The organism is Lacihabitans sp. CS3-21, assembly GCF_024343675.1.
In the GTDB taxonomy this organism is placed as follows: domain Bacteria; phylum Bacteroidota; class Bacteroidia; order Cytophagales; family Spirosomataceae; genus Leadbetterella.
Map to the genome: position 1 here is coordinate 1 of NZ_RJUD01000101.1, position 25,241 is coordinate 25,241.

Annotated in this window: 20 protein-coding genes, 1 tRNA gene and 1 rRNA gene; 15 read left to right on the top strand and 7 right to left on the bottom strand. The window is 38.6% G+C overall.

Annotated features, from left to right (window positions below):
- A 16S ribosomal RNA gene (locus EGI24_RS17395) occupies positions 1-83 on the bottom strand; the annotation flags it as partial.
- An 809-nt stretch (positions 84-892) separates the two neighbouring features.
- On the opposite strand from EGI24_RS17395, the gene EGI24_RS17400 reads away from it, so the two are divergent.
- The 5 genes from EGI24_RS17400 (at position 893) to EGI24_RS17420 (ending at position 6,864) form a co-directional block, all read left to right on the top strand.
- Positions 893-1,294: a nuclear transport factor 2 family protein gene (locus tag EGI24_RS17400; RefSeq protein WP_255049819.1), complete on the top strand. Its 402-nt coding sequence runs from the start codon at positions 893-895 to the stop codon at positions 1,292-1,294.
- 143 nt (positions 1,295-1,437) lie between these two features.
- The gene (locus tag EGI24_RS17405) at positions 1,438-2,022 is read left to right on the top strand and encodes a GNAT family N-acetyltransferase (protein WP_255049820.1); all 585 of its coding nucleotides are present in this window, start codon (positions 1,438-1,440) and stop codon (positions 2,020-2,022) included.
- The gene (locus tag EGI24_RS17410) at positions 2,019-2,906 is read left to right on the top strand and encodes a carbon-nitrogen hydrolase family protein (RefSeq protein ID WP_255049821.1); all 888 of its coding nucleotides are present in this window, start codon (positions 2,019-2,021) and stop codon (positions 2,904-2,906) included. Before EGI24_RS17405 ends, EGI24_RS17410 begins: the two co-directional genes overlap by 4 nt.
- Positions 2,907-2,975: 69 nt before the next feature.
- Positions 2,976-5,309 carry a ChbG/HpnK family deacetylase gene (locus EGI24_RS17415; protein ID WP_255049822.1) on the top strand — a complete coding sequence of 778 codons (2,334 nt, stop codon included), beginning with the start codon at positions 2,976-2,978 and terminating at the stop codon, positions 5,307-5,309.
- 109 nt (positions 5,310-5,418) lie between these two features.
- On the top strand, positions 5,419-6,864 hold the full coding sequence (locus tag EGI24_RS17420) for a M17 family metallopeptidase (protein ID WP_255049823.1): 1,446 nt from the start codon (positions 5,419-5,421) through the stop codon (positions 6,862-6,864).
- Positions 6,865-6,944: 80 nt separating this feature from the next.
- On the opposite strand, the gene EGI24_RS17425 is transcribed toward EGI24_RS17420, so the two are convergent.
- The 4 genes from EGI24_RS17425 to EGI24_RS17440 all read right to left on the bottom strand — a co-directional run bounded on the left by EGI24_RS17425 (position 6,945) and on the right by EGI24_RS17440 (position 13,309).
- Positions 6,945-8,636 (bottom strand): RagB/SusD family nutrient uptake outer membrane protein, encoded by a 1,692-nt coding sequence (locus EGI24_RS17425; protein WP_255049825.1) that lies wholly within the window; start codon positions 8,634-8,636, stop codon positions 6,945-6,947.
- Between the two features lie 14 nt (positions 8,637-8,650).
- Positions 8,651-11,632, bottom strand: a complete 2,982-nt coding sequence (locus EGI24_RS17430; protein ID WP_255049826.1) for a TonB-dependent receptor — start codon at positions 11,630-11,632, stop codon at positions 8,651-8,653.
- A 326-nt stretch (positions 11,633-11,958) separates the two neighbouring features.
- Complete coding sequence (locus tag EGI24_RS17435) at positions 11,959-12,534, bottom strand: DUF975 family protein (RefSeq protein ID WP_255049827.1); 576 nt, start codon at positions 12,532-12,534, stop codon at positions 11,959-11,961.
- A 19-nt stretch (positions 12,535-12,553) separates the two neighbouring features.
- On the bottom strand, positions 12,554-13,309 hold the full coding sequence (locus EGI24_RS17440; protein WP_255049828.1) for a DUF1080 domain-containing protein: 756 nt from the start codon (positions 13,307-13,309) through the stop codon (positions 12,554-12,556).
- A gap of 81 nt (positions 13,310-13,390) precedes the next feature.
- Here EGI24_RS17440 and EGI24_RS17445 point away from each other — a divergent pair, with 81 nt between their 5' ends.
- The 7 genes from EGI24_RS17445 to EGI24_RS17475 all read left to right on the top strand — a co-directional run bounded on the left by EGI24_RS17445 (position 13,391) and on the right by EGI24_RS17475 (position 21,646).
- Positions 13,391-14,128 (top strand): phosphatidylinositol-specific phospholipase C/glycerophosphodiester phosphodiesterase family protein, encoded by a 738-nt coding sequence (locus EGI24_RS17445; protein WP_255049829.1) that lies wholly within the window; start codon positions 13,391-13,393, stop codon positions 14,126-14,128.
- A 69-nt stretch (positions 14,129-14,197) separates the two neighbouring features.
- On the top strand, positions 14,198-14,671 hold the full coding sequence (locus EGI24_RS17450; RefSeq protein WP_255049830.1) for a MarR family winged helix-turn-helix transcriptional regulator: 474 nt from the start codon (positions 14,198-14,200) through the stop codon (positions 14,669-14,671).
- The gene (gene hutH, locus EGI24_RS17455) at positions 14,664-16,205 is read left to right on the top strand and encodes a histidine ammonia-lyase (RefSeq protein ID WP_255049831.1); all 1,542 of its coding nucleotides are present in this window, start codon (positions 14,664-14,666) and stop codon (positions 16,203-16,205) included. The genes EGI24_RS17450 and hutH overlap by 8 nt, the downstream gene beginning before the upstream one ends.
- 20 nt (positions 16,206-16,225) lie before the next feature.
- Positions 16,226-18,250, top strand: a complete 2,025-nt coding sequence (locus tag EGI24_RS17460) for a urocanate hydratase (protein WP_255049832.1) — start codon at positions 16,226-16,228, stop codon at positions 18,248-18,250.
- A gap of 12 nt (positions 18,251-18,262) precedes the next feature.
- The gene (hutI, locus tag EGI24_RS17465) at positions 18,263-19,474 is read left to right on the top strand and encodes an imidazolonepropionase (protein ID WP_255049833.1); all 1,212 of its coding nucleotides are present in this window, start codon (positions 18,263-18,265) and stop codon (positions 19,472-19,474) included.
- A 6-nt stretch (positions 19,475-19,480) separates the two neighbouring features.
- Entirely contained in the window at positions 19,481-20,410 is a 930-nt protein-coding gene (hutG, locus tag EGI24_RS17470) for a formimidoylglutamase (RefSeq protein WP_255049834.1), read from the top strand.
- Positions 20,411-20,692: 282 nt separating this feature from the next.
- The gene (locus EGI24_RS17475; protein ID WP_255049836.1) at positions 20,693-21,646 is read left to right on the top strand and encodes an arginase; all 954 of its coding nucleotides are present in this window, start codon (positions 20,693-20,695) and stop codon (positions 21,644-21,646) included.
- 74 nt (positions 21,647-21,720) lie between these two features.
- On the opposite strand, the gene EGI24_RS17480 is transcribed toward EGI24_RS17475, so the two are convergent.
- The gene (locus EGI24_RS17480) at positions 21,721-23,088 is read right to left on the bottom strand and encodes a tryptophanase (RefSeq protein ID WP_255049837.1); all 1,368 of its coding nucleotides are present in this window, start codon (positions 23,086-23,088) and stop codon (positions 21,721-21,723) included.
- Between the two features lie 309 nt (positions 23,089-23,397).
- On the opposite strand from EGI24_RS17480, the gene EGI24_RS17485 reads away from it, so the two are divergent.
- The 3 genes from EGI24_RS17485 to EGI24_RS17495 all read left to right on the top strand — a co-directional run bounded on the left by EGI24_RS17485 (position 23,398) and on the right by EGI24_RS17495 (position 24,519).
- Positions 23,398-23,471: transfer RNA gene (locus EGI24_RS17485), tRNA-Asn, on the top strand.
- 312 nt (positions 23,472-23,783) lie between these two features.
- Positions 23,784-24,125, top strand: a complete 342-nt coding sequence (locus EGI24_RS17490) for a helix-turn-helix domain-containing protein (protein WP_255049839.1) — start codon at positions 23,784-23,786, stop codon at positions 24,123-24,125.
- Between the two features lie 106 nt (positions 24,126-24,231).
- Positions 24,232-24,519, top strand: coding sequence for a plasmid mobilization protein (locus tag EGI24_RS17495; protein ID WP_255049840.1), 288 nt, complete (start codon positions 24,232-24,234; stop codon positions 24,517-24,519).
- A gap of 398 nt (positions 24,520-24,917) precedes the next feature.
- Here the strand turns inward: EGI24_RS17495 and EGI24_RS17500 are convergent.
- A partial coding sequence (locus tag EGI24_RS17500) for a DinB family protein (protein ID WP_255049841.1) occupies positions 24,918-25,241 on the bottom strand: 324 nt, incomplete at its 5' end.

Genomic DNA, 25,241 nt, shown 5'->3' on the forward strand with positions numbered 1-25,241 from the left:
GGTGACATTGCTGCCCCCTCGACTTGCATGTATTAAGCCTGCCGCTAGCGTTCATCCTGAGCCAGGATCAAACTCTCCATAGTAATTTCTTACATCGAAAGATCTCCCAACTTTATGTTTCGTCTCTATCTCCAATAAGTTAATGAACTTTATCCCACTTCATCGTGAGCTCGTCACTGTTTCCAGCCTCTCTATTTCTCCCTTCCGTCTTAATCGGGGTGCAAAGGTAAGAACCTTTTTCTATTTCCCAAATATTTGTAAGAAAAAAATTTATTTATTTATTTGAACTTTATCCCGCTACCGCTACGTTCTAATCCGTTTGTTCGCCGTTTGGGAGTGCAAAGGTAAGACACTATTTCCCCCTTTTCCAAATATTATTTTATTATTCTTTTTAACCCTTTCTCCTAATTCATTGCTTTTCAAAGACTTTTGACTTTTATCCCCACAAAAATTCTTGCTTTTGTTATATTTATTTCCACTTTCGTTATAGGACATTTTTCCCAAAAATATCACTCTTTCTGGATTGAATGTGTTTTCTTGGGAGCTTTTGACCAGTTTTTAGCTTTGACAACAACTCAAAATATTTTTATTCTCTTTTTTGCAATTTTACTCTCTCCCGCGTGAGGGATAGTGGTTCGACTATCGCTCACCAACCATGAGCTCTTTGTGACCTGGCCGCTAGGCCGGGCACAAAAGCGGGAGCGGATAGCCCGACCCAGAGCCCCCCAACACTAAACCTTATTCTTTCTCTATGGTTTCTGGGGCGGAGGGGACACGCCCACAGAAAAATCGACCAATCTATATATGTGTAATGAGTTTATGATTCTATGGCTGTGTTGGCCAATTGGTTTTTAGAATCGCAGGGTATATATTTGAAAGAAAAAAGAGAGAAATGAACGCACTGGAAATTGTAAAGGAGTATTACGGGCACTTTAATGCCAAAAATTGGGACGGCATGATGGCATTGTTGGATGTGGAGATAAGACATGAGGCCAATCAGGGTGATGTGCGGATTGGTTTGGAGAAGTTTAGGGAGTTTTTAGGTACGATGGATACTTGCTATGATGAGACTCTAACTGACATGGTGTTTTTCTCTGAGCCAACCAATAGCCGGGTAGCGATAGAGTTTGTGGTGAATGGTATATATAAAGTAGCAGATGAGGGACTGCCTCCTGCTCATAACCAAACGTATGTTTTGCCAGCAGGGGCTTTCTTGGAAGTGAAGAATGGGAAAATCAGCAGGGTGACTACTTATTATAATCTGCCGCTTTGGATAGAGTTGGTTTCGAAGTGAGTTGGTTATTGGTTATTGGTTATTGGTTATTGGTTATTGGTTATTGGTTATTGGTTATTGGTTATTGGTTATTGGTTATTGCCAATCGACAAGGCCTTATTTAAGTTCATTAAAATTGAAAATTTTGATGCAAAAATGACGAAATGAGAAGCTGCATATATATAGGTAAAGAAATAGAAACGGTTGTCACTCGATTGGCGGCCTTGCGAATTGAGGTGTTTCGGGATTTTCCATATTTGTATGAGGGGAGTTTTGAATACGAGAAAGATTATCTACAGACTTATGTCAATTCAGATCGTGCATTTTTGTTTGCGGTTTTTGACAATGAGAAAATGGTAGGTGCCACGACTTGTATTCCTTTGGTGGATGAAACCGACGAGGTAAAGGAACCTTTTGAACTGAGTGGGATGAATTTAGACGATATTTTCTATTTTGGAGAGAGTATTTTGCTTAAGGAATGTAGAGGGAAAGGAGTTGGTAAACAGTTTTTTGAACAAAGGGAAAGACATGTTTCCAGTTTTGGAGATTATTCAACTACCTGTTTTTGTGCGGTGGATAGGCCAGAAAATCATCCGCTTAGGCCAGAGGCTTATGTACCTCTGGATGAATTTTGGGAAAGTAGGGGCTATAAAAAAAGTGAGGTTTTGAAGAGTAAGTTTAGTTGGAAAGACATAAATGAACCTCTGGAAACAGAGAAAATGATGATTTACTGGTTGAAAAAGATATGAAAATAGCTGCCGCACAGTACCCGATTGGCTTCTTTAGGAATTGGGATGATTGGAAAAAGAACGTCGAAACTTGGGTAGAAAAATCAGAGGATGCTGATATTTTGATATTCCCAGAATATGCTTCGATGGAATTGGTAAGTCTTTTAGATGAAAAAGTTCGAAAAGAATTGAAAAGTCAGATCGTTGAAATGAACAATCGTTTGGCCAAGTTTTTGGCCGTTTTTGTCGAGTTAACTCATGCGTTCACAAAAATTATCATTTGCCCGAGTTTTCCTGTTTTTGAAAATGGTCGATTTGTTAATCGGGTTTTTGTGGTTGGGCCAAATGGATTGACTGGCTACCAAGACAAGTTTTTTATGACGAGGTTTGAGGACGAAGAATGGGGAATCTCGTCTGGCACTAAAAAATTGAGTGTTTTTGAAACCAACTGGGGAAAATTTGGAATTCAGACTTGCTACGATGTAGAGTTTGGTATTGGCTCAAAGTTACTTTGTGAGTCAGGTGCCGAGGTGATTTTTGCACCGAGTTGCACCGAAACACTCAAAGGAGCTGCTCGTGTACATGTGGGTGCTCGAGCAAGGGCAATGGAAAATCAATGCTATGTGGCGGTTTCACAAACTGTTGGCGATGCCCTTTGGTCGCCTGCGGTGGATATAAATTATGGTTATTCGGCCATCTACAGCACGCCTGACTTAGGATTTCCAGATGAGGGAATCTTGGCCATGGGTGAACCACAAAAGAAAATGTGGCTTTTCGCAAATTTAGAAATGGAGAAAATACAAGAAGTCAGGAAAAATGGGAGTGTGCTAAACTTCAAAAGTAACTCAGCGATTAAAAACGCTCTAACGGATTCAGAAATAGAAATCCAACATATAAGAATTTGATTTTTTGATTCTAATTGTATCAGAAATCACTACTTTTAATGACCTATTCAATCATAATCTTAACATAAAATGAAAAAAGTATTCCTCTTGGTATTACTCGGGCTACAAGTGGTGGCTCAAAACAAACTTTCTTTACCTAGAAGTACGCCCGAAGCTGAGGGAGTGAGTTCGCAGGGCATTTTGGATTTCTTGGAAGCTACAACTAAAAGTAAGCACGAGTTTCATAGTTTTATGTTGATTAGACACGGAAAAGTGGTGTCAGAAAACTGGTGGACTCCTTACAGAAGTGACCTCAAGCACACCATGTATTCTACCAGCAAAAGTTTTACAGCTACGGCCATTGGATTTGCGGTGGCAGAGAAAAAGCTCAACGTGAGCGACAAAGTGGTGAGTTTTTTTCCTGATGATTTGCCAGAAAAAATAAGCCCAAACTTAGCTGATTTGGAGATCAGAGATTTGCTGTCGATGAGCGTTGGGCATGAAAAAGAGAATGCCAATTTCATAGCCACCAGCGACAACTGGGTAAAAGAATTCCTGAAGACACCGATTGTGTACACACCAGGTACAAAGTTTCTTTACAACACACCTGCCACCTATATGCTTTCGGCCATCATTCAGAAAGTAACTGGCCAGAAGGTCATTGACTATCTACAGCCAAGGCTTTTTGAACCACTTGGCATACAAAATATAGACTGGGAGATAGATCCCAAGGGCATAAACACCGGTGGGTATGGACTTAGGCTAAAAACCGAAGATATGGCTAAGTTTGGTTTACTGTTTCTTCAAAAAGGCAAATGGAATGGCAAACAGATAATTCCGGCTGCATGGATAGAAGAAGCCAGCAGCATGAAAATCATGCAAGATTTGCCCAAAGGCGTTACCACAAGAGATTCTAGCGACTGGCACCAAGGCTACGCTTATCAAATGTGGCGTTGCCGAAATAATGGTTATAGAGCCGATGGTGCCAATGGCCAATTTATCATCATTCTTCCCGAAAAAGATGCTGTTATAGCCATAACTGCCGAAGCTCCTGACATGCAAAATGAGATAAATTTGGTTTGGAAATATATTCTTCCAGCCCTGAAAGATTCCAAATTGCCAAAAAACGCCAAAGCACTGACCGAATTAAATGCCAAATCAAAAAGTTTGGCCACGCCTATTTCGGTAAAAAACAAGGCATCGCAGTGGAAAGAGAAGATTTCGGGAAAAACTTATGGTGTGTATTCTAGCACCAGAGTATTGAAAGCAGTTAAGTTTGAATTTGAGGGTGATAATTTGAATATGACGATAGCCACTGACTCTGTTGAACATAAGCTAATATTTGGAAATGGGACTTGGGTAGAAAATACCACGACCAAGTTTGGACCCTATTTGGTAGCCAGAGCTAGGGGAAACAGAATAGGTCAGTCGCCATTTAAAACCGCCAATAGCTACACTTGGTTAGATGAAAAGACTTTGGAATTGACCTTGAAATACATTGAAAGTCCACATACCGAAACCATCTTTTGTGTTTTTGATGGAGACTACGTGACCTTAGATTTTCAGAATATTTTCAATAAAAATGCAGCTAGAACACTCATAAAAGCGGTGGTAAGTCCGGAGATGACCAATGCACCGAAACTAATAGTAAGGGGTGATGACATGGGGTATTCGCATTCAGGCAACGAGGCACTTATAAAATCGTATGTGGAAGGCATCGAAACATCTATAGAGATTATTGTGCCCTCGCCGTGGTTTCCTGAAGCCGTGAAAATGTTGGAGAAAAATCCTAAAATAGATGTTGGACTACACTTTGCCATTACGAGCGAATGGGATAATGTAAAATGGAGACCACTCACAGCAGCACCGAGTCTTAGAAATAAAGACGGGTATTTCTATCCGATGTTATTTCACAACAAAAACTACCCCATGGAGGCCATAATGGACAACGACTGGAAAATAGAAGATATCGAAAAGGAGCTAAGGGCACAAATAGAAATGGCCAAAAAGTATATTCCAAGGCTGAGCCATGTTTCAGGCCACATGGGTAGCTTGGCTTTTACGAAGGAAATGAAAGAAATGACAGCCAGAATCGGGAAAGAATATGGTATTCAAATGGTGGACGAGGGGTCTACGCACATTCAATACACCGGCTATGAGTTTAGAAACAAAACCACCGAAGAGCGAATAGAAGGCTTTATAAAAATGTTGGACAAACTAGAAACTGGAAAAACGTATGTGTTTGTAGAACATCCAGGCCTTGACAATGAAGAACTTAGGGCCATCTCTCATATCGGCTACGAAGACGTAGCCAAAGAACGCCAAGATGTTACCACTGTATTTACGTCAGAAAAAGTTAAAGAAGCTGTTATAAGAAAAGGAATAAATTTGGTGAGTTATAAGGAGGCTTTGGGAGTTAAGTAGTTAAAGAACAAAGAAATTAATAATAGCACAGATAAACACAGATTTTTTTAATAAATCACGCTGAATATTAAAAAAGAAAAGGATTTAAAATTTTCATAAAAATAAATACATGATTTCGACAAAACTAAATAGTACGGGAATTTCAAATTCATACGTAATACCGATTTTTGAAAGTGAAATAATCTCGAATACAATAAAGAAAATACCGAGTTCTATAAAATTCGACAACTGGCCCCTTCTTGACCACTTCAAAGGTTCAGCCAAAGAAACACTTTTGTCTGTTGGAGAAAATAGAATATACTTTCTCGGTCTCGGTAAAAAGCGAGAAGCCTCGGCAGTTTCTAAAGTTTTTAGAAGTTTTTTCTACAATAATAAAAGCAAACTGAATGGCAATATCAACATTTTACTGGATCATGATGGTTTGGGAGAATTTGCTGTAGCCATAGCTAATGGTATTTATTTGGCTCAGTACAATTTGGGAATGTTAAAAACCAACCAAAAAGTGGAAAATGATTGGTTCTCGGAGGATGCTGAGCTGAATTTTGTTTCTGAAAAAGCCATAGAAAATGATTTGGCCAAAGGAAAAATGCTGGCTGAAACTCAAATAAGAATCATGAAGTTGGTGGATTCTCCTGCTAATTACAAAACGCCACAAATGCTTTCGGAGGAGATAGAGAAAATGGGAAAATCCTCAGGTTTCTCCGTTAAAGTTTATGATGAAAAACAATGTGAAGAACTCGGCTTAAAGGCACTTTTGGCGGTATCAAAAGGTAGTGTAGAAAATCCTGCAAGGTTTGTGATTATGGATTATACACATCCTGAAGCAATCAAAAAAGTTGGGTTAATTGGTAAAGGGGTCACTTTTGACACAGGTGGAGTATCGCTAAAACCTGGAGACAACATGAACTACATGAAATCTGACATGGGCGGAGCTGCGGCGGTTATTGGCACTTTGGACATGGCGGCCAAACTTGGTTTAAAAGTAAACATTGTGGGAGCAGTGGCTCTGACCGAAAATTGTATAGACAGCTTGGCCATAAAACCAGGAGATGTAATTGGTTCTTATTTAGGTAAAACCATCGAGGTCATCAACACCGATGCAGAAGGGAGATTGGTTTTAGCAGATGCATTGGCTTATGTAAAAAAGAACCATCAGCCTGATGCAATGATAGATTTAGCTACATTAACGGGTAATTGTATTCAAGCTTTGGGCTATGCGGCAGCTGCATTGCTGAGCAACAACGACGATTTGGCTCAAAGTCTAATAAATTCTGGACAAAATACAGGTGAAAAAGTGTGGCGTATGCCGCTCTGGGATGATTACAAAGACATGATGAAATCAGACGTGGCGGATATCAAAAACCTGTCCTCCGCTCCCATTGCTGGAGCTATTACAGCAGCCAAGTTTTTAGAAGAATTTATAGATGGACACACCAACTGGGCTCACCTTGACATTGCGGGGGTAGCATTCGGCGATTCAGAATATGGTTCTATGAAATCATCCACAGGCTATGGCGTGAAGCTTTTGGTGGATTGGTTGGAAAGGGGTTTGTAAAAATTTTATTCGAGTGTAAATTACAAAAAAAACCGCAGCAGAAACATTTCCGCTGCGGTTTTTCCATTTAAAATCCAAGATCAATAACCTGGATTTTGCACCAAATAGCCGACCAAGTTCGATGCCCCATCTATAGCAGTTTGCGGTATAGGGAAGATACGTTTGTTCTTATCGTTGTTATCTTTTTCGGTCCAAGTTCCTTCAAATTTATTGAAACGAACCATGTCGGATCTACGAAGCATTTCCCAATAAAACTCAAAGCCACGCTCTCTGAATAACAAATCTAGGGTTATACTCGACAAAGGAGCTGCAGGTTTTGTCAGTGTTCGTGCCGATCTAACTGCATTTACGTCTGTCAAAGCTGCTGCGGCATTGTTTTTACGCAGCTGAGCTTCTGCTCTCATCAAATGCACATCCGCCAAACGAACAATAATGATATCGGCGTCACCGCGGTTACGTCCAGTATTTGAAGTCGCCGAAAACTCATATTTCTCTACTCTATAACCCGTTGGATAATCGCTTCCTGCAGGCGTAAAATCAACATTTTCAGTAAAAATCACCTTCTTGTCTGGTCTGTTTCTGGTAAGGTTGGTCAATGGTCCTACTTTATATTTACCATCAGCACATTTTAAGAAAACACCGTTTACTCTTATCAAGCCATACTGTTGTCCTCTCAAGATACCTCTGTTTATTTTGAAATCAGCACCCGCTACGCACGTATCTACTCCAGTAGAGTATATTTTGAGGTTTTCTTGATAGAATCTCGGATCTTTGGTTGGGTCTCCACCTTCGTTTGCCTCTACCCAAGTTCTGTAAAAATCTGGTGTAATGGCTGGACCGTCCGTGCCGTTTGCAGCAGGAAAAGCGGGTAGAGGAAATTGATCTCCGGAAAGCGAGAAATAAGCCATACGATTATGACCGTTCAATTCTGGCCTTTGATCCACCGCAAAAATTATTTCAGAGTTATCTCGGTTTTTATCACCAAAAATTGAGAAATAATCATTGGAGAGTTTGTACTCGTTAGAAGCAATGATCTTATCGCAATAAGAAATCACTTGATCCATATCTGAAGCTTTCAAATCAAAATTTGCAGCATATCTATCACGGTAAACCCCAGCATTTAAGTACAATCTGGCCAATAACCCCCAAGCACCAGCTTTGGTCAACCTGCCAGTACCTACAGCCGCTTTGTTTAAAAGATTTGGTTCTGCTCTTTGTAGTTCTGATATCAAATACTCCACAGCCTCAGGCCCTCTCAATATTTCAGAAACCTGGCCTGGATCTTCTTTTTTGAAAACTATTCCATACAAATCCAAAATCATCATATTGTAAAAAGCCCTCATACCAATGGCCTCCGCCAAATATGTTTTGGCGTTGGGGTCTGACATCGTAGGTAATGCACTAATAGCCGTTACACAGCGAGAAAGTGCCTGCACCAGTGGGTTCCAAGTGTTTCTAACGTTGGCATTGTTACTGGTATAAGTATGCTTGTGCAACTCTATGTAGATACCATTGTCACCCCAGTCTGTTCCACCACGATAAGGCAAAATAGCTTCATCTGATGTGATTTCTTGAAGTGCAAAATACGTAGTATGCTGATAAATGGTAGGTAAAAGTGCATAAACAGGAGCGATAACTCCATTGGCTGCATCTTTTTCAGAAACAGTAGTGCTAAACGACTCGTCAAGTACCTTTTCCTCAAGATTGGTACATGCATTGGCTAAAAACAAAATGCCAACGATTGTAAATATTTTTGTAAATTTCTTATTCATTGTTATCTAAAGTATTAAAGTCCAATATTTAAACCAAAAATTACGGATCTAGCCTTAGGGTATGTCAAATAGTCAATACCATAAGATGAAATACCATTCACTGAACGGTCGGTATTGACATCAGGATCGAAACCGTCATATTTCGTGATCAGGAATAAGTTTTGTCCCGTAACGCTTAATCTCAAAGTAGAAACATACTTCTTAATGCCCAATTTTGAGGTATTAAGTGTATATCCCAAAACTGCATTGTTTAATCTAAAAAATGCCCCGTCTTTCAAAAATCTTGTACTCACTGGTGCAGAGTTATTGATAGATTCTTCTGGGTATTTTGTAGCCTCATTGGTAGTATTTACTCCTTTGGAAAGTCTAAGTTTATAAAAATTGGCATTTGCCGTGTTGTCATAAACCTTGTTTCCAGCAACTCCGTTGAAATTAACTCCCAAATCAAACGAACTGTAGCTAAAGTTTCCGTTTAGGTTGTAAATTTTGTTTGGCAAAGCTGTACCTGCAGCAATCCTGTCTTTGTCAGAGAAAATTCCGTCGCCATTGGAGTCGGCATATATGCTTAGACCCTTGTCGTCAAAACCAGCAAATTGTCTCAAATAAAAAGTACCGATTGGCTGATCGTTGATATAACCATTGATAGTAGCTGAAGTAAGACCAGAGCCAGATGCAGAACCAGAAGGTATTACAGTATAAGGAGAGTTTTTCACCACATTGTTTATAAATGTTATGTTTCCGCCCACTTCATAACGCATTTTGTTGCCCAATTTTTTTCTTAGTAATAGCTCAAACTCCAAACCTTTGTTGATAATTTTCATATCGGCCACGTTCGTCCAAAGTGTTCCCGCTGGTTGAACAGGGTCGGCAGGAATAACTTCTAACAAGATATCTCGAGAAACTTTGTTGAAATAATCCACAGTTCCTGTCAATGCTCCATTAAATAGACCAAAATCTAAACCTATATCAATTTGAGAAGAAACTTCCCACTGGATATTTGGATTGGCCAAACGTGAATAAGTTGTACCGGCAGGATAACTGGTACCGCCATCAAGTGGATAGCTCGTTGTTCCTGAAACCGACGAAGTAAATAAGGCTTGCGTGATTTTTGAAGGAATTTCCTGATTACCCGTCAAACCCCAACCAGCTCTGATTTTCAAGTCATCAAATTTGGTGTTTTTCAAAAACTCCTCTTCCGATAGTCTCCAACCTACTGAAAACGAAGGAAACACACCATATTTATTATTAGCACCAAATTTTGAAGAGCCATCCACCCTTACAGTGGCAGTGGCCAAGTATTTGTCATCATATTCATAGTTTACTCTCGAGAAAAACGACTGTAATTCGTTTAATGTCGCAAAACCTGAAGGTTTGTTGTTTACCAAAGTTAAATCCTGACCCAGGCCTGGGTTAAATCTTGGCTCGATTTCGTTAAGCGGAAACTTGTTGATGCTAAATGAACGACCTTGCAGGAATATTTTTTGGTAAGAATGACCAGCCAAAGCAGTTAAAGCATGTACATCCTTCGACAAAGTGTAAGTCAAATAGTTCTCTATCAACCTGTTGGTGTTTTTGTACTCTATGGAGGTCAAACCACCCAAAACCAAAGGCTCAGCGTTTGGAAGCGATTGTAAATCTCTTGAAGAACTAGAATTGTCGATGCCAAAGTTTAGCTTATAAACCAATCCGTTAGCTAAGGTCAAAGATGGGCTTATGTTTCCCAAAATTCTGTTCGTAACCGTAAGGTCATTATCAAGAGCTAATGTGAGCATCGGGTTGGTACCATCTGCATATTTTTTTAAAGAACCATTAGCGGCATAAGGAACATAGGTCGGGTTAGCTGAAATTGCACTTCCAATCAAACCCTGAAAATTTGGTCTTTCATTGTTGGTGCTTGATGCACTGATGTTTACATCTACACTGAGTTTGTTTTCCCAAAAATTTTGATTGAGGTTGACTCTACCACTGTATCTATCTAGATTTGAGTTTTTAAGTACACCCTCTTGCTTCTGCATACCAAAAGAACCAAAATATTTGAGTTTGTCAGTACCTCCGCTCAATCCCAAGTTGTGGTTTTGTGTAAAAGCTGTTTGCGAAATTTCCTTTTGCCAATCGGTATTGCCGCCGTCATCTATAAAATTTGCACCAATTTTTTTGATTTCCGACCTAAATTCATCTGCAGTAAAAACATCCAATGGCCTAGCCATTTTCGAATACCCTAAACTTGTACTGTAATTAAGATTTGAAGCACCTTTTTTGCCTTTTTTTGTGGTGATTAAAATCACGCCATTTGCACCTCTCGAGCCATAAATAGCGGTCGCAGATGCGTCTTTCAAAACGTCAATGGTCTCAATATCTTCAGGATTCAAGAAAGTAAGTGGGTTCGTAGCTCCCCCCACACTCGAATTGTCCAACGCAAATCCATCAATAACAAATAAAGGTGTGCTCCCAGTTCTTACACCACCAGGCCCACGCACGCTGATATTCAAGGCTGCACCAGGTTCACCGCTACTTGCGGTTACATTTACACCCGCCACTTTACCTTGTAACAATTGCTCAGGTGAATTGATGATACCTTTGTTGAAAGCTTCACTTTTAATAGATTTCACAGAACCAGTTACATCCTTCGAACGTGTATTTCCGTATCCAATCACCACCACCTCAGCGAGTTCTGACGAATTAGAAGCCAAACTAACATTAATTTCTGATTGTATTCCAACCATAACCTCTTGAGAATCGTATCCGATAAATGCAAAAACTAAAACCGCATTGTCTTCTGGAACAGCGATACTGTAATTACCGTTTACATCAGTTATGACCCCTTTGCTAGTACCTTTAAGTGTAACTGTACTACCAATTAAGGCTTCGTTGGTTGAACCGTCTTTCACTGTTCCTTTCACTATCTTGTCGATAGTTGGAACTTCAGCAAACAAAAAAGGAGCATTCAATGCAAGCCAGCAAAAAAGTGCTCCTAAAAGTAGAAGTTTTCGTTTCATATTGATTTGGTTTAAAGTTTATAAATATATTGGTAAAATTAGATTCAATTTCAATTAATGATATGCCAAGATGCCAGTCTTAACCATATCTTAAAACCTCAAAATTTTTGGTAATAATAAATTGACAATTTCTTAACGCCAAGGATATGCATTGTAAAATCCTTCAATTACTTCAATAAGAATAATTTAAATTTTCAAAAAAGAGGCTTTATTAAAAACATTTTAAATGTATAAAATTTTTGGTAATTTTTATTAAAAAAGATAAGAAAGTAAAAACTTCTGTACTTAGAATGTACAGAAGTCAAAATATTATTAAGGATCAAACTTTAAGCTTTCAACCTTATTTTTTCATAAAAAAGTGCCGAAGCGGCATATATTATTGGAACAACATAGAAAAAACCTACAACAAGCACTATAAGTCCAAGGATACAAAGCAGTATTGACAATAAAGAAAATACAAAGTAATCGGCCTTATAGCCTTTCATCATTTCCCAACTAGCTTTCATGGCCGAAACGGCATCCATCTGTGGATTATCAGCCAAAATAAAATATGACATAGAGAAGCCAATGCCTATGATTATTCCAGGAATTATCAATAAAACTAGTCCAAAACCAACGGCTAAGGTTATCAAAATAGTCATAATCAGAGAAGGCACATAGTTTTTGAATCCATCAAACATTTGCTCCACTCTAACCTCATTTCCCCTGACAAGATTTAAGAAAAAAGAGGAAATACCCAAGGCCAACGGTGCCGATATCAGTAATGAAAGAATTCCGTAACGTTCGTCGAATCCTGAAGGAATCCCAGCAATCAAAAAATAAATCAGAACTGTGCCAATTGCCAATAAATGTTTGCCATTCAGCTTGCCATTGGCTTCCCTAAATAAATCTACAATACTCATAATCAATTGGTTTATTTTATTAAAAATCTGTATTTGCTTTTTTGATGTTCATCGGTACTATCCAAATGTTTCTGTAGTACACATTATGTCCTTCTGCTTGCAATTTGAGTCCACCTGGCCTATCAGTAATGCCTTTTCCACCATCATTACCTCCATCTTGACCTGAGTTCGGCCCTCCCCAAACCTGAGAAATCTTTTGATTTTTATGTACTTTTTTACCATTAAAATACATCGTAACCATCGGTTTTTCTACCAATTTACCGTCCTTAAACTTAGCCGACCGAAACATGATGTCATAAGCATTCCATTTACCAATACCGTTGTACGCATAATAAGGCGATGGCGATTCGTTGATGACAGCTGCCATTCCATGTGAAGTTGTATCTCCGTCTAAAACTTGAATCTCGTATCTATTTTGAAGATAAACCCCACTATTTCCGCCTTTTTCTTTGATAAAAAACTCTACATGAAGTCTAAAATCTCCGAACTCTTCTTTGGTTACAATATCTGCAGCTCCGTAAAGTCCACCCGCTGCTGCTGGATCATTTGTGTTTACAACTGTTCCCGATTCTACCGGATCATTCTGAATTTCCCATTTTATGGGCATGGTGGCTTTCAGCCTTGGACCATTCCAATATTGCCACTTTTCATGGAGCATTTTATTCGATCCGTCAAAAAGGATTTTAGCTTTTTTGGGAGCTTTGGCTCCAACGCCAATTTGGGCATTTGCCAAAATAGAAATGAGAGAAAACAGAAGAACTAAGATTTTTTTCATTTTATAAGATTGAATATTTAAAAATCTAAAGTAACGAAAATCAGGCTTTATTGCTAAATTGGCGGCAACAAATTCAAAAAAATGCTTAGAAACTTGCTTACTTTCTTATTGATTGCTGGTTTGAACAATGTGTTAGCTCAAAAAATACATTCGCACAACGACTATGTGCAAGCTCGTCCGTTTTGGGAAGCCTATGAATCGGGAGCAAAATCCATAGAAGCAGATGTTTATTTGATTGATGGAAAACTATATGTAGCTCACGAAAAAAACGAAATCAATCCTGAAAGAACACTCGAAAAACTATATTTGGAGCCTTTAAACAAGGTAGTTAAGGCAAGAAAAAGGCAAGAACTTCAGATCCTTATCGACCTAAAAACGAATGCAGAACCAACATTAAGAGCTGTAGAAGAAGCCATTTCGAAGTATCCAAAACTAGCCAATGCCCATTCCAAAAAGAAATATATCAAATTCGTGATATCTGGAAATCGCCCACCAATATCGGAATACAAAAAATATCCCAATTACATTTTTTTCGACCACCAGTCGCTCAAAGGTCTCAGCATAGGCGATAAATCAAAAATAGCTTTGGTCAGTTTTTCATTTGGAAGCTACTCAAAATGGAAAGGCGATAAACCTATGACAGACGAAGAAAAGCTAAAACTAAAGACCATTATCGATAGCGTACACACCTATGGTTATCCCATTCGCTTTTGGGCAACGCCAGATACTCCTTTAGCATGGAAAACCCTATTTGACCTTACTGTCGATTTTATCAACACCGACCAACCAAAAGCATGTAAGACTTTCATTGATAAATAATTTATAAAAATATTTTAAAAAAATATAAAAATTATTACAATATATATAAGTACTTACATATATTTGTATATGAATTTTTATCAAGAACTCGGCCCTCTTGTATTTGGTACAAGGCTCAAAAGACTTAGTGATTATTTTTTGAGCGAGATCAATAAGGTGTATACTGACCTCGACATTCCATTTGAAGCATCATGGTTTGGCGTTTTTTATTTATTAGACAAACACGGCAGTTTATCTATTTACGAAATCGCAGATACGCTTGACGTTTCTAATTCGGCTATTAGCCAGTTAATCAAAACTTTACAAGAAAAAAAACTAGTTGCCTTAACGCCTTCTAATGACGATGGACGCCGAAAAGACATCCGTTTCAGCCCTAAAGGAATAGCCCTTCTGGACAAAATAAAGCCCGTTTGGATTGCATTGAGCCAAACCATGAATGCGTTTTTAGAAGAAAGCGAAGTGTTACAAAAATTGATAAAAATAGAAGATAGGTTTGGAGAAATCCCTTTAAACGAAAGAATAAAATCTAAATTAAATGTTTAATTACGGAGAAGATTTTCTAGGTGTAAACGAAGTATTGGCTTTAGTAAAAGGAGAACTTACAGGCCAAATTTCAGAAAAAAAATTGGTGGAAATAAACAACAGCACCAATTGGGTTAATGAAATAGTAGCTAGTACGGATGTAGTCTATGGCATAAATACGGGATTTGGGCCTTTGTGTGACACCAAAATCTCAGAATCTCAAACATCTGAGCTACAGCACAATTTACTTATCAGCCATAGTGTTGGTGTGGGCGAACCCATAGCTTTGCAACTAGCAAAAGCAATGATGATTTGTAAAGTTCATTCGCTTTGCAAAGCATTTTCTGGTATTCGTTTAGAAACTATCCAACGTATCCTGTGGATGATTGAGAAAGATATTCTTCCATTTGTGCCTTGCAAAGGTTCGGTTGGGGCATCTGGCGATTTGGCCCCACTCTCTCATTTGTTTTTGCCGCTAATTGGGTTAGGTGAGGTATTTCATAAAGGCGAAAAATTTCAAACTTTGGATTTGCTTAAAACTTTTAACAAAGAACCCCTCACCTTGGGTCCGAAAGAAGGCTTGGCACTGATCAACGGTACGCAATTTATTCTGGCTCATGCTGTATTTGGGTTGGCTAGGCTGTTTCATTGCTTAGAAATCGCAGACATAGTGGGTGCTTTATCGCTCGAAGGACTGATGGGTTCTTCCAAACCTTTCGACAAAAGATTGCACGATATTCGGAACTTCGAAGGTAGCCAATGGGTGGCCCAAAGGCTTAGAAGTCTGTTGTCAGGTTCGGAAATTTTAGAAGCCCATCTCGACTGCGACCGTGTGCAAGATCCTTACTCCTTACGTTGTATGCCTCAGGTACATGGAGCCTCTAGAAATGCCTATATTCATCTAAAACAATTGACCGAAATAGAACTCAACTCGGTTACTGACAACCCGATAGTGTTGGGTTCGCACGATAGTATAAGTGGGGGGAATTTTCATGGGCAACCTTTGGCTTTACCCTTAGATTATTGCACACTTGCTGCCGCAGAGTTGGGAAATATCTCCGACCGAAGATGCTATTTGATGCTTGAAGGCAGATATGGTTTGCCTAGATTATTGTTAGAAGACACTGGTTTAAATTCTGGTTTTATGATACCTCAATACACCACTGCAGCTCTAGTTTCAGAGAACAAATCACTTTGCTTCCCTGCATCGGCGGATTCTATCCCAACATCACTGGGGCAGGAAGATCATGTGTCCATGGGATCAATCAGTGGTAGGAAATTCCACGCAGTTTTAGACAATTTAGAATACATTTTGGCTATTGAATTGTTATATGCAGCCCAAGCATTGGAATTTAGAAGACCACTGAAATCTTCCATTGTGCTGGAGGAGGTTTTTGCCGAGGTAAGAATTCATGTGGATTTTGCTACCAAAGACCGAAGCTTTTCATATGATATCAATACGCTTCATCAACTCATCAAAAGCCCAGCTTTGACTGCAATTATCTCTCAAAAAATAAATGCAAATGACTCGTATAATCTATACTGCATAAATTAGTTTGATTAAAGGCTAATAAAATGAAAAATCAAGAAGAAAAAACTCGGTTTCAAGAATTAATTTTAAAAGGAATTCCTGAAAAGTTACCCAACAAAAGACCATATCCTGTTGGAGTTAATTCAGCCCCTATTAGAAATAACATACTATCAAAAGAAGAAAAAAAACTAGCTATCAGGAATGCTTTGCGGTATTTTCCTACTGCCTGGCATCAAATTTTGGCTTTAGAATTTGCTGAGGAACTTAAAAAGTATGGTAGAATATATATGCACCGTTTTAAGCCCGAATATAAACTTTTTGCAAGGCCTTTGGAAGATTACCCAGCCCAATGTACACAAGCAGCCAGCATTATGTTGATGATTCAAAATAATCTTGACCCTGCTGTAGCACAGCATCCCGAAGAGTTGATTACGTATGGAGGAAACGGATCGGTGTTTCAAAACTGGGCTCAATACCTACTCACGATGCAGTATTTGGCAAAAATGTCAGATGACCAAACACTACAATTATACTCAGGGCATCCAATGGGTCTGTTTCCATCCTCAAAAAATGCCCCTAGAGTAGTTATTACAAACGGCATGATGATTCCAAATTATTCCAAACCTGATGATTGGGAAAAATTTAATGCCCTTGGCGTCACACAATATGGTCAAATGACAGCTGGCTCTTTTATGTATATTGGCCCGCAAGGGATTGTGCATGGAACCACCATTACTGTCATTAATGCTTTCAGAAAAATACTGAAGAAAGGCGAGAAACCTTCAGGTAAAATATTTCTAACATCCGGCCTGGGCGGAATGAGTGGTGCTCAACCCAAAGCTGGAAACATTGCAGGTTGTATAACAATTTGTGCAGAAGTAAACGCAAAAGCGGCGTGGAAACGGCATGAACAAGGCTGGGTGGATGTTTTGGTTGAAAATATAGAAGACCTCATAGCAAGAGTTCAAAAGGCACAGTCAAGTAATGAAGTTGTTTCCATAGCCTATATTGGCAATGTGGTTGAGGTTTGGGAAGAATTTGACACCCGCAACATTTATGTACATATTGGCTCAGATCAGACTTCCCTACACAATCCTTGGTCTGGAGGCTATTATCCTGTGGGTTTAAGCTTTGAGGAAGCCAATGACATGATAAGTAAAAATCCAGAAGAATTTAAAGTTTTGGTCAAAAAATCTTTAGTTAGACAAGCCAATGCCATTAATAAGCATGCAAAAAAAGGCACTTATTTTTTCGATTATGGAAATGCCTTTCTGTTAGAGGCATCAAGGGCTGGTGCTGATATTTTGGCAGAAAACAATATCGACTTTAAATATGCTTCGTATGTCGAAGATATTTTGGGGCCCATGTGCTTCGATTTTGGCTTTGGCCCTTTCAGATGGGTATGTACTTCAGGTAAACCTGACGATTTAGACAAAACCGACAAGATTGCCTTGAAAGTGATGCAAAAAATGCTAAAGGATGCCCCTGAAGAAATAAAACAACAGCTAGAAGATAATATAAAGTGGATAATCGATGCCAATAAAAACAAATTGGTTGTTGGATCACAAGCCAGAATTCTATATGCAGATGCGGAAGGACGATCCAAAATAGCCGAAGAATTTAACAAGGCTATTGGCAAAGGTGAAATCGGGCAAGTCGTATTGGGCAGAGACCACCACGACGTAAGCGGAACGGACTCGCCTTTCAGAGAAACGAGCAACATTCGTGACGGAAGTAGGTTTACTGCCGACATGGCCATTCAAAATGTAATAGGAGATAGTTTTAGAGGTGCCACATGGGTATCTATTCACAATGGCGGAGGAGTTGGCTGGGGCGAAGTTATCAATGGCGGCTTCGGGATGCTTTTAGATGGCACCAAGGAAGCAAGTAAAAAATTAAAGTCTATGCTATTTTTTGATGTGAACAATGGCATAGCAAGACGAAGTTGGGCAAGAAATGAAAATGCAATGTTTGCCATAAAACGCGAAATGGAGCGTTCCAAAAACCTGAAAGTTACTTTACCAAATTTGGTAGAGGATGAAATCATTGAAAGTATTATTTTAAACTAAATTTCCAAAGGCATGAAACTTATAGGCCCATTTTCGCAAATTCTGACTCTTGCCCATATTGATTTTAAAGGATCCATACCAGATCAGGCCTTGGAGGTTGTGAAAAATGGAGGAGTTTTGGTTTCTAATGGCCATATTTTGGAAGTGGGCAATTTCGATGCCCTAAGAAGAGAAAATCCACTGGTAGAAATCGAAGAAATAGCTCACAAAAGCGTATTGCTACCTGGATTTGTAGATTGTCATACGCATACTTGTTTTGCAGGTTCTCGAGCAATGGATTTTGCAGAAAGAAACGCTGGCACCAGCTATTTGGAAATAGCTGAAAAGGGCGGCGGTATATGGAGTACCGTTAGCCAAACTCGAAATGCTATCGACGAAGACTTGGTGACATTGACCGAAAATCGGGTAAATAATTTCCTAAAAAAAGGAATAACAACCCTAGAAATAAAAACAGGGTATGGCTTGTCAGTAGAGCAGGAAATGCGGCTTTTGAAGATAATTAACACGCTAAAAACCAGATCAACGGTAGCGTCTACCTGTTTAGCGGCTCATGTGAAGCCAAGAGATTATGAGGGAACCGCAAGCGAATACTTAATACATTTGGAGGAAAACCTACTTCCAAAAATCAAGGATTTAACCAATCGAATTGATATTTTCACTGAAAAATCTGCTTTTGGCATAGCCGAATCTACTCAGTATTTACAAAATGCATTAAAACTCGGTTTTACAATTACGGTTCATGCCGACCAATTTACATCGGGTTCGTCCCAAATGGCAGTTAAACTTGGTGCATTATCTGCCGATCATCTGGAGGCTAGCACAGACGAAGACATTAAAATTCTGAGTCAGTCTGAAACCGTGGCTGTGGCATTACCCGGTGCCTCACTTGGTCTTGGCGAGCCATTTACACCAGCCCGAAAACTCTTGGATGCAGGAGCTTGTTTGGCTATAGCTTCTGACTTTAACCCGGGCTCAGCACCCATGGGTGACCTACTCACGCAAGCGTCCATATTCGCAACCTTTCAAAAACTGACCACTGCCGAAGTTTTTTCAGGACTTACATTTAGAGCCGCCAAAGCTCTGAATCTGTATGATATTGGAAAAATTGGAACCGGCTATAAAGCTGATTTTCAGTCCTATCTCACTGATGATTATAGAGAAATATTGTACCATCAAGGACAGTTAAAACCTTGTAATGTTTGGAAAATGGGTATTTTAATTTAATACAAAATGTACGAAAAAGCTTTGCCTTGGACCGGCCGAATAGACGGTCATTTGGAAGAATACCTTAGATGGCACCAGGCCATTAACACAGAAAACGTGGAAGCTCTAAAAGAATCTGTTGATTTTGGAATAATAGGCTTTATGTGTGATGAAGGTGTAAGGAGAAATAAAGGCCGGACTGGAGCGAAAAAGGGTCCTGAATTATTAAGAAAAGCCTGTGCCAATTTTCCAATCATTGAGAACATACATATAGCTGATTACGGAAATATAGTTTGCGAAGGACCTAATTTAGAGGAAGCTCAAGAAAACCTTGCAAAAGCAGTTTATAATATTCAATCAAAAAATATAAAAACCCTAGTATTTGGAGGAGGCCACGAGGTAATGTTTGGGCATTATTCGGGACTTAGAAAGGCTTTCAAAAACCAAAAGATTGGCATTTTAAACTTTGATGCCCATTTTGATAACAGAGCCATCGATAAATCAGTTGGAGCCACTTCAGGAACAGGTTTTTGGCAGATAGCAAGGCAAGATGAGAATTATAATTATTTAGCCATAGGCATTCAACAGAATTCAAACACAAAAGTTCTTTTTCAGGAAGCCGAAAGTACTTCTACAATTTTTATTTTGGCAGATGATTTTGTGCCTGAGAATGAAAACAAAATATTTCAAATCCTTCAAGATTGGATGGATAGTATTGACATTTTGTATATTACAGTGTGTTTAGATGTATTTGCGGCACCCTTTGCTCCTGGCGTGAGTGCCACGGCCTATAATGGCGTAATGCCAGACCATTTTTTTAAGAAAATCTTTAGAAAAGCCGTCGGTTCGGAGAAATTTAAAGCCTTTGATATAGCCGAACTCAACCCTGAACATGATATTGACAACCGAACAGCCAAGCTGGCAGCGAGTTTTGTTTTTGAGGTAGTGAATGCTTGAAATACAATGCAGTTATTGACCCCAAAGGTTTTATTTACTGGTTTATCGCTGCAGGGATGGAGCCATTGTTTGAGCTCCTTTTGCCTAAGCCACAAAAAAGAGCGAGTGGCGAGAGCCCGCCCGGCTGCCCAAAAAAAACACTTTACTGATGGCTTTAAATTTCTTCTTTTAGCGAATAATTATGTGATTTTTTCCATTAATAATAAGAAAAAAGAAAATTTGACTGTTTTGTTTTCTTTAAAAATATAATTTGATTATTTGCAACTACCAACAAAACCCTTAATGCAAATAAAAATTTTAAAAAACCGCTCAGATATTGGAGCAGGTACTCGAGGCTCAGATTTGGGCATTGATGCTATGGAAATAGCGGCAATTGGTAAGGGAAACCACTATTTCAATGAATTTCCTTTCGAAGATATTCCTACACATAATGAATCCATCTACAACAAAGACCACAATTCTTTTGCCAAACGAATAGGCCATGTGGCTGAACAATGTACGCGGGTTTCAAATGCCATTGACCGCAATTTAAGAAATGATTTTTTCCCCATTTTACTTTCGGGAGATCATTCTTCGGCCTTGGGAACTATAAGCGGCATAAAAAAAGCATTCCCAGATAAGAAACTAGGCGTTTTTTGGATAGATGCCCATGCAGACATTCATTCACCATATACTTCGCCCTCTGGCAATATCCACGGTATGCCCTTGGCAGCGGCTTTAGGTTTAGACAATAAACATTTACAGCTCAATGAACCCATTGCCGAAACCCAAAAGCATTGGGAAAACATGAAGAATATAGGCATGGGAGGTTCAAAGATTTTACCCGAAAACTTGATTTATTTTGGAGTAAGAGATACCGAGGCAGCTGAAGACGATATTATTGAACAATTTAAAATTAGAAATTACAAAATAGAAGAAGTGCGGTTTAGGGGCTTGGATGTATGTGTAATGGAAGCCTTAAAGCAATTTTCTGAATGCGAAATCATATACATATCCTTCGATGTGGATTCAATGGACAAAGACTTGGTTTCGGATGGAACAGGTACGCCGGTTTCAAAAGGATTCGATCAAAACGAAATTAATCTGTTATTAGAAGGAATAGTGGCATCAAAGAAAGTGGTTTGTTTGGAAGTAGTGGAAATAAACCCTCTTCTAGATACCCGCGGCAATAAGATGGCCGAAACGGCATTTGATATTTTAGATAGAGTAACTGCTAAAATACAATTTAACTTTTAAAATAACTTAATGGAAATGCCACGAAATCACCCATGTTTTCTTTAAAACATTGAATATTTCGTGGCATATTTTTTTTACAATTCAGCAAACTCCGCTGTAAAATGCCTTAGCATGGTTGGCTCTTTTACAATCTTAAAACCTTTTAATTTTTCTCGTTCCTGAAAGACCTCAATGATTACTTCCGCCACATAGTCAATATGACTTTGGGTGTACACTCTCCTTGGAATGGCCAACCTTACCAATTCCAAATCAGGTGAAACAGTATTTCCGATTTCATCATATTTTCCAAACATTATAGAGCCTATTTCACAAGCCCTTATGCCACCTTTCAGGTATAAGGCACATGCAATGGCTTGGCCAGGAAACTCATAATTGGGTATATGTCCACAGAATTTTCCTGCATCTAGATAGACGGCATGCCCTCCCGTGGGCAAAATCAATGGAACCCCTGCCTCAACTAGTTTTTCGCCCAAATAGGCAATGGTTCTGATTCTATAATGCAAATAGCTCTCATCCAAAATTTCTTCCAAACCTTGGGCTATTGCTTCTAAATCTCGCCCTGCCAATCCGCCATAAGTTGGAAACCCTTCTGTTACTACCAACACATTCCTGCATTTTTGTGCCAGATCGCTGTCATTTAGTGCCAAAAAGCCTCCAATATTCACCAAAGCATCTTTTTTAGCACTCATAGTCATTCCATCTGCGTAGCTAAACATCTCTTGGCATATCTCTAAAATGCTTTTGTTTTCGTACCCCTTTTCACGGATTTTGATGAAGTAAGCATTTTCAGCAAATCTACAGGCATCTAAGAAAAATGGCTTCTGAAATTCTCTGCATACTTCGCTAACTTGGCGTATATTTTCCATTGAAACAGGCTGACCACCACCAGAATTGTTGGTAATTGTTAACATAACCAATGGTACTTTTTCAGCTTTTTCGTTAAGAAAAGTACGTAACTTCTCTACATCCATATTACCTTTAAAGTCGGCTATAAAATCAGGTTTTTTGCCATTTTCATTCAAAAAATCTACAGCCTCGGCTCCACTAAATTCTATGTTCGCCCTGGTGGTATCAAAATGGGTATTATTGGGAATTATTTCGCCTTCGCCGCCCACTATAGAGAAAAGAATTTTTTCAGCTGCACGCCCTTGGTGAGTAGGAATAATGTGGGTCAGTCCTGTAATCTTTTTGATGGTTTCCTCAAAGCGATAAAAGCTTCGCGAACCAGCGTAACTTTCGTCGCCGTTCATAATGCCCGCCCACTGCATGGCACTCATAGCAGAGGTGCCGCTGTCGGTGAGTAAATCTATGATGACATTCTCTGCTTTAAGGCCGAAAAGATTGTAGCCTACATCGGCCAACATTTGCTTTCTTTCGGTTTCTGTAGTAAAATATATGGGTTCAATAGACTTGATCCTGAAAGGTTCAATGATTGTTTTCATTTTTGAAAAATAGAAAATGTTCCTCCAATGATTTTGAAGGAGAGGTTAAAAAAATAAAAAAGGAAAAATATTCTTTAGGAGAAAAGAAAGGCGTCGCGACTTTTAATATTTTTGAAAACTGCTTTCATTCTGTGATTTTCAAATCAAACTCAAATTTAGCACAAAAAATTAAAATATTGAAATAGTTATTTAAATCCCTGATTTGTAAAAACTTAAAGTGTTTTTAGTGGGAAAACTCAAAAAAAGATAAATTTTTTGTTGGGAAAAATTTGAACAATAAGAAAAAACGTTCTACTTTTGCACCATGATTCCTGAATAGCTCAGTTGGTTAGAGCATCTGACTGTTAATCAGAGGGTCGCTGGTTCGAGCCCAGCTTCGGGAGCTTAATTATCAAGGAGTTACAGAAATGTGACTCCTTTTTTTATTCCCATGTGCAAAACAATGTGCAAAACATAACTAATCCACCCCCGCCTTCAAACCTTGCATTTGCCCCTCAGGGCTAGTTTTTGGTTCATTGCCACAATCTTTGTTCTCCGATGTTAAGGCTTTAAAACACTTAAAAACATTTTTTCGTAATATTCCTATAACGCACTATTTTCTATAATTTTTCCTTGTCAGGTATTTTTTAAGACCATAATTTTGCTGAAAGGAATCCACACAGGATCCACTCATTAAATAATAAATTAATACCACCATGCAAAAAACTGTTTTTCTTAGTTTCGAACTTTCAGAGCTTTTAAGTGCTTTTAAGCAAATCTGTCGAGAGGAAGTTTCTGAAGTCCTCAAAAATCACAAAGTGCTAAGTAATCCTGATGACGAATTCATGGATATGAAACAAGCTTGTGAGTTTACCAAAAAAGCCAAACAAACACTTTATGGCTTATGCAGCACCAACAGCATTCCGCACTACTCAAAGTCCGGTCAAAACTACTTCAAAAAGCAAGAGCTTGTTGAATGGATAGAATCGGGTAGAAAAAGTAAAAAGAAAGAGGCTCAACCGAATCGTTTATTTATTACAAATAAACACAAGATTTAAAAAATGGCTGTAATGGAAACATCTATTAGTTTTCCTCAAAGGGTTACAGCTTTTTTATCAACCTGAATATGGATTTAATTAATTTTCACACTCAAATTTTAAAGAAATGACACCAACACCAAACAAGGACACCAACATCAATTTTCGAGTTACGGAGCAACGAAAGTTAAAACTTCAAAAAGAAGCTGAGTCAAAGAAAATGACCCTATCTGATTATCTCAACAAAATAATAGAAAAGTATCATGAGCCGCCCAAGATTGACAAAATAGCACGTCCAATTCAACAGGATAAGGAAGAAACAAAAATTGATAAAGGTATTGTTTATTTTTTTATCGGAACGGTTGGACTTGCAGTTATAGTTTGGATATGGGTCTCAGCCAAAAAGAGACCCTAATAACTATACCATAGGCCTGAAATACCAGGGTAAAACATTTTGTAAAACCTTTTGTAAAATCACCCGTAAAACACTCAAATTCTTGGGTGTTTTTTTTATGCACTTAAGTGTGTACACCATGTAAACATGGGAAATTAATAGAAATTTACCTTTTGTATACACCCTGTGTACACCACTGTGTACACCACTGTAAACGGCCTTCATTGCTAATTAATGGCAACTTTTTATGTGTACACCTCCCATTTTTGAAAAGGGTATGCTCATAGTTTTAGTTACTGGGCTGAAATGTGAAACATTTTGTGATACTTATTCTGAATTTAGACCTAAAAATGGGCTTTATTTCTCATCATAATATTGCTTTTTATTTCATCCTACCAAAGTGTGCTGTTAATAGAAGTTTATCTGCTGGAATATCCACTGATAATTCCCTCTATTTGTTGAATATGTCGTTGGGTATGATGTATCGCAAAATTGACCCAGTCTATTACAGTCATTTTGCCTAAAAATGGATGAACAAATATTCGGTTGTCAATGCAGATTTTGCCTTTTGAAACATCATCCTTCCATAGTTCTCTTTGGTTTACCAACAGACTGACAAGGGTTGCCATGTTTGTAATTTCTCCTTTTGGTATTAAGATATCTGGAGATTTGATTTTCTCTTTCCAGTTGGTAACCAATATTTTTTGTAAGTTTTCATCACCTATAATTTCTAGAGAAGAATT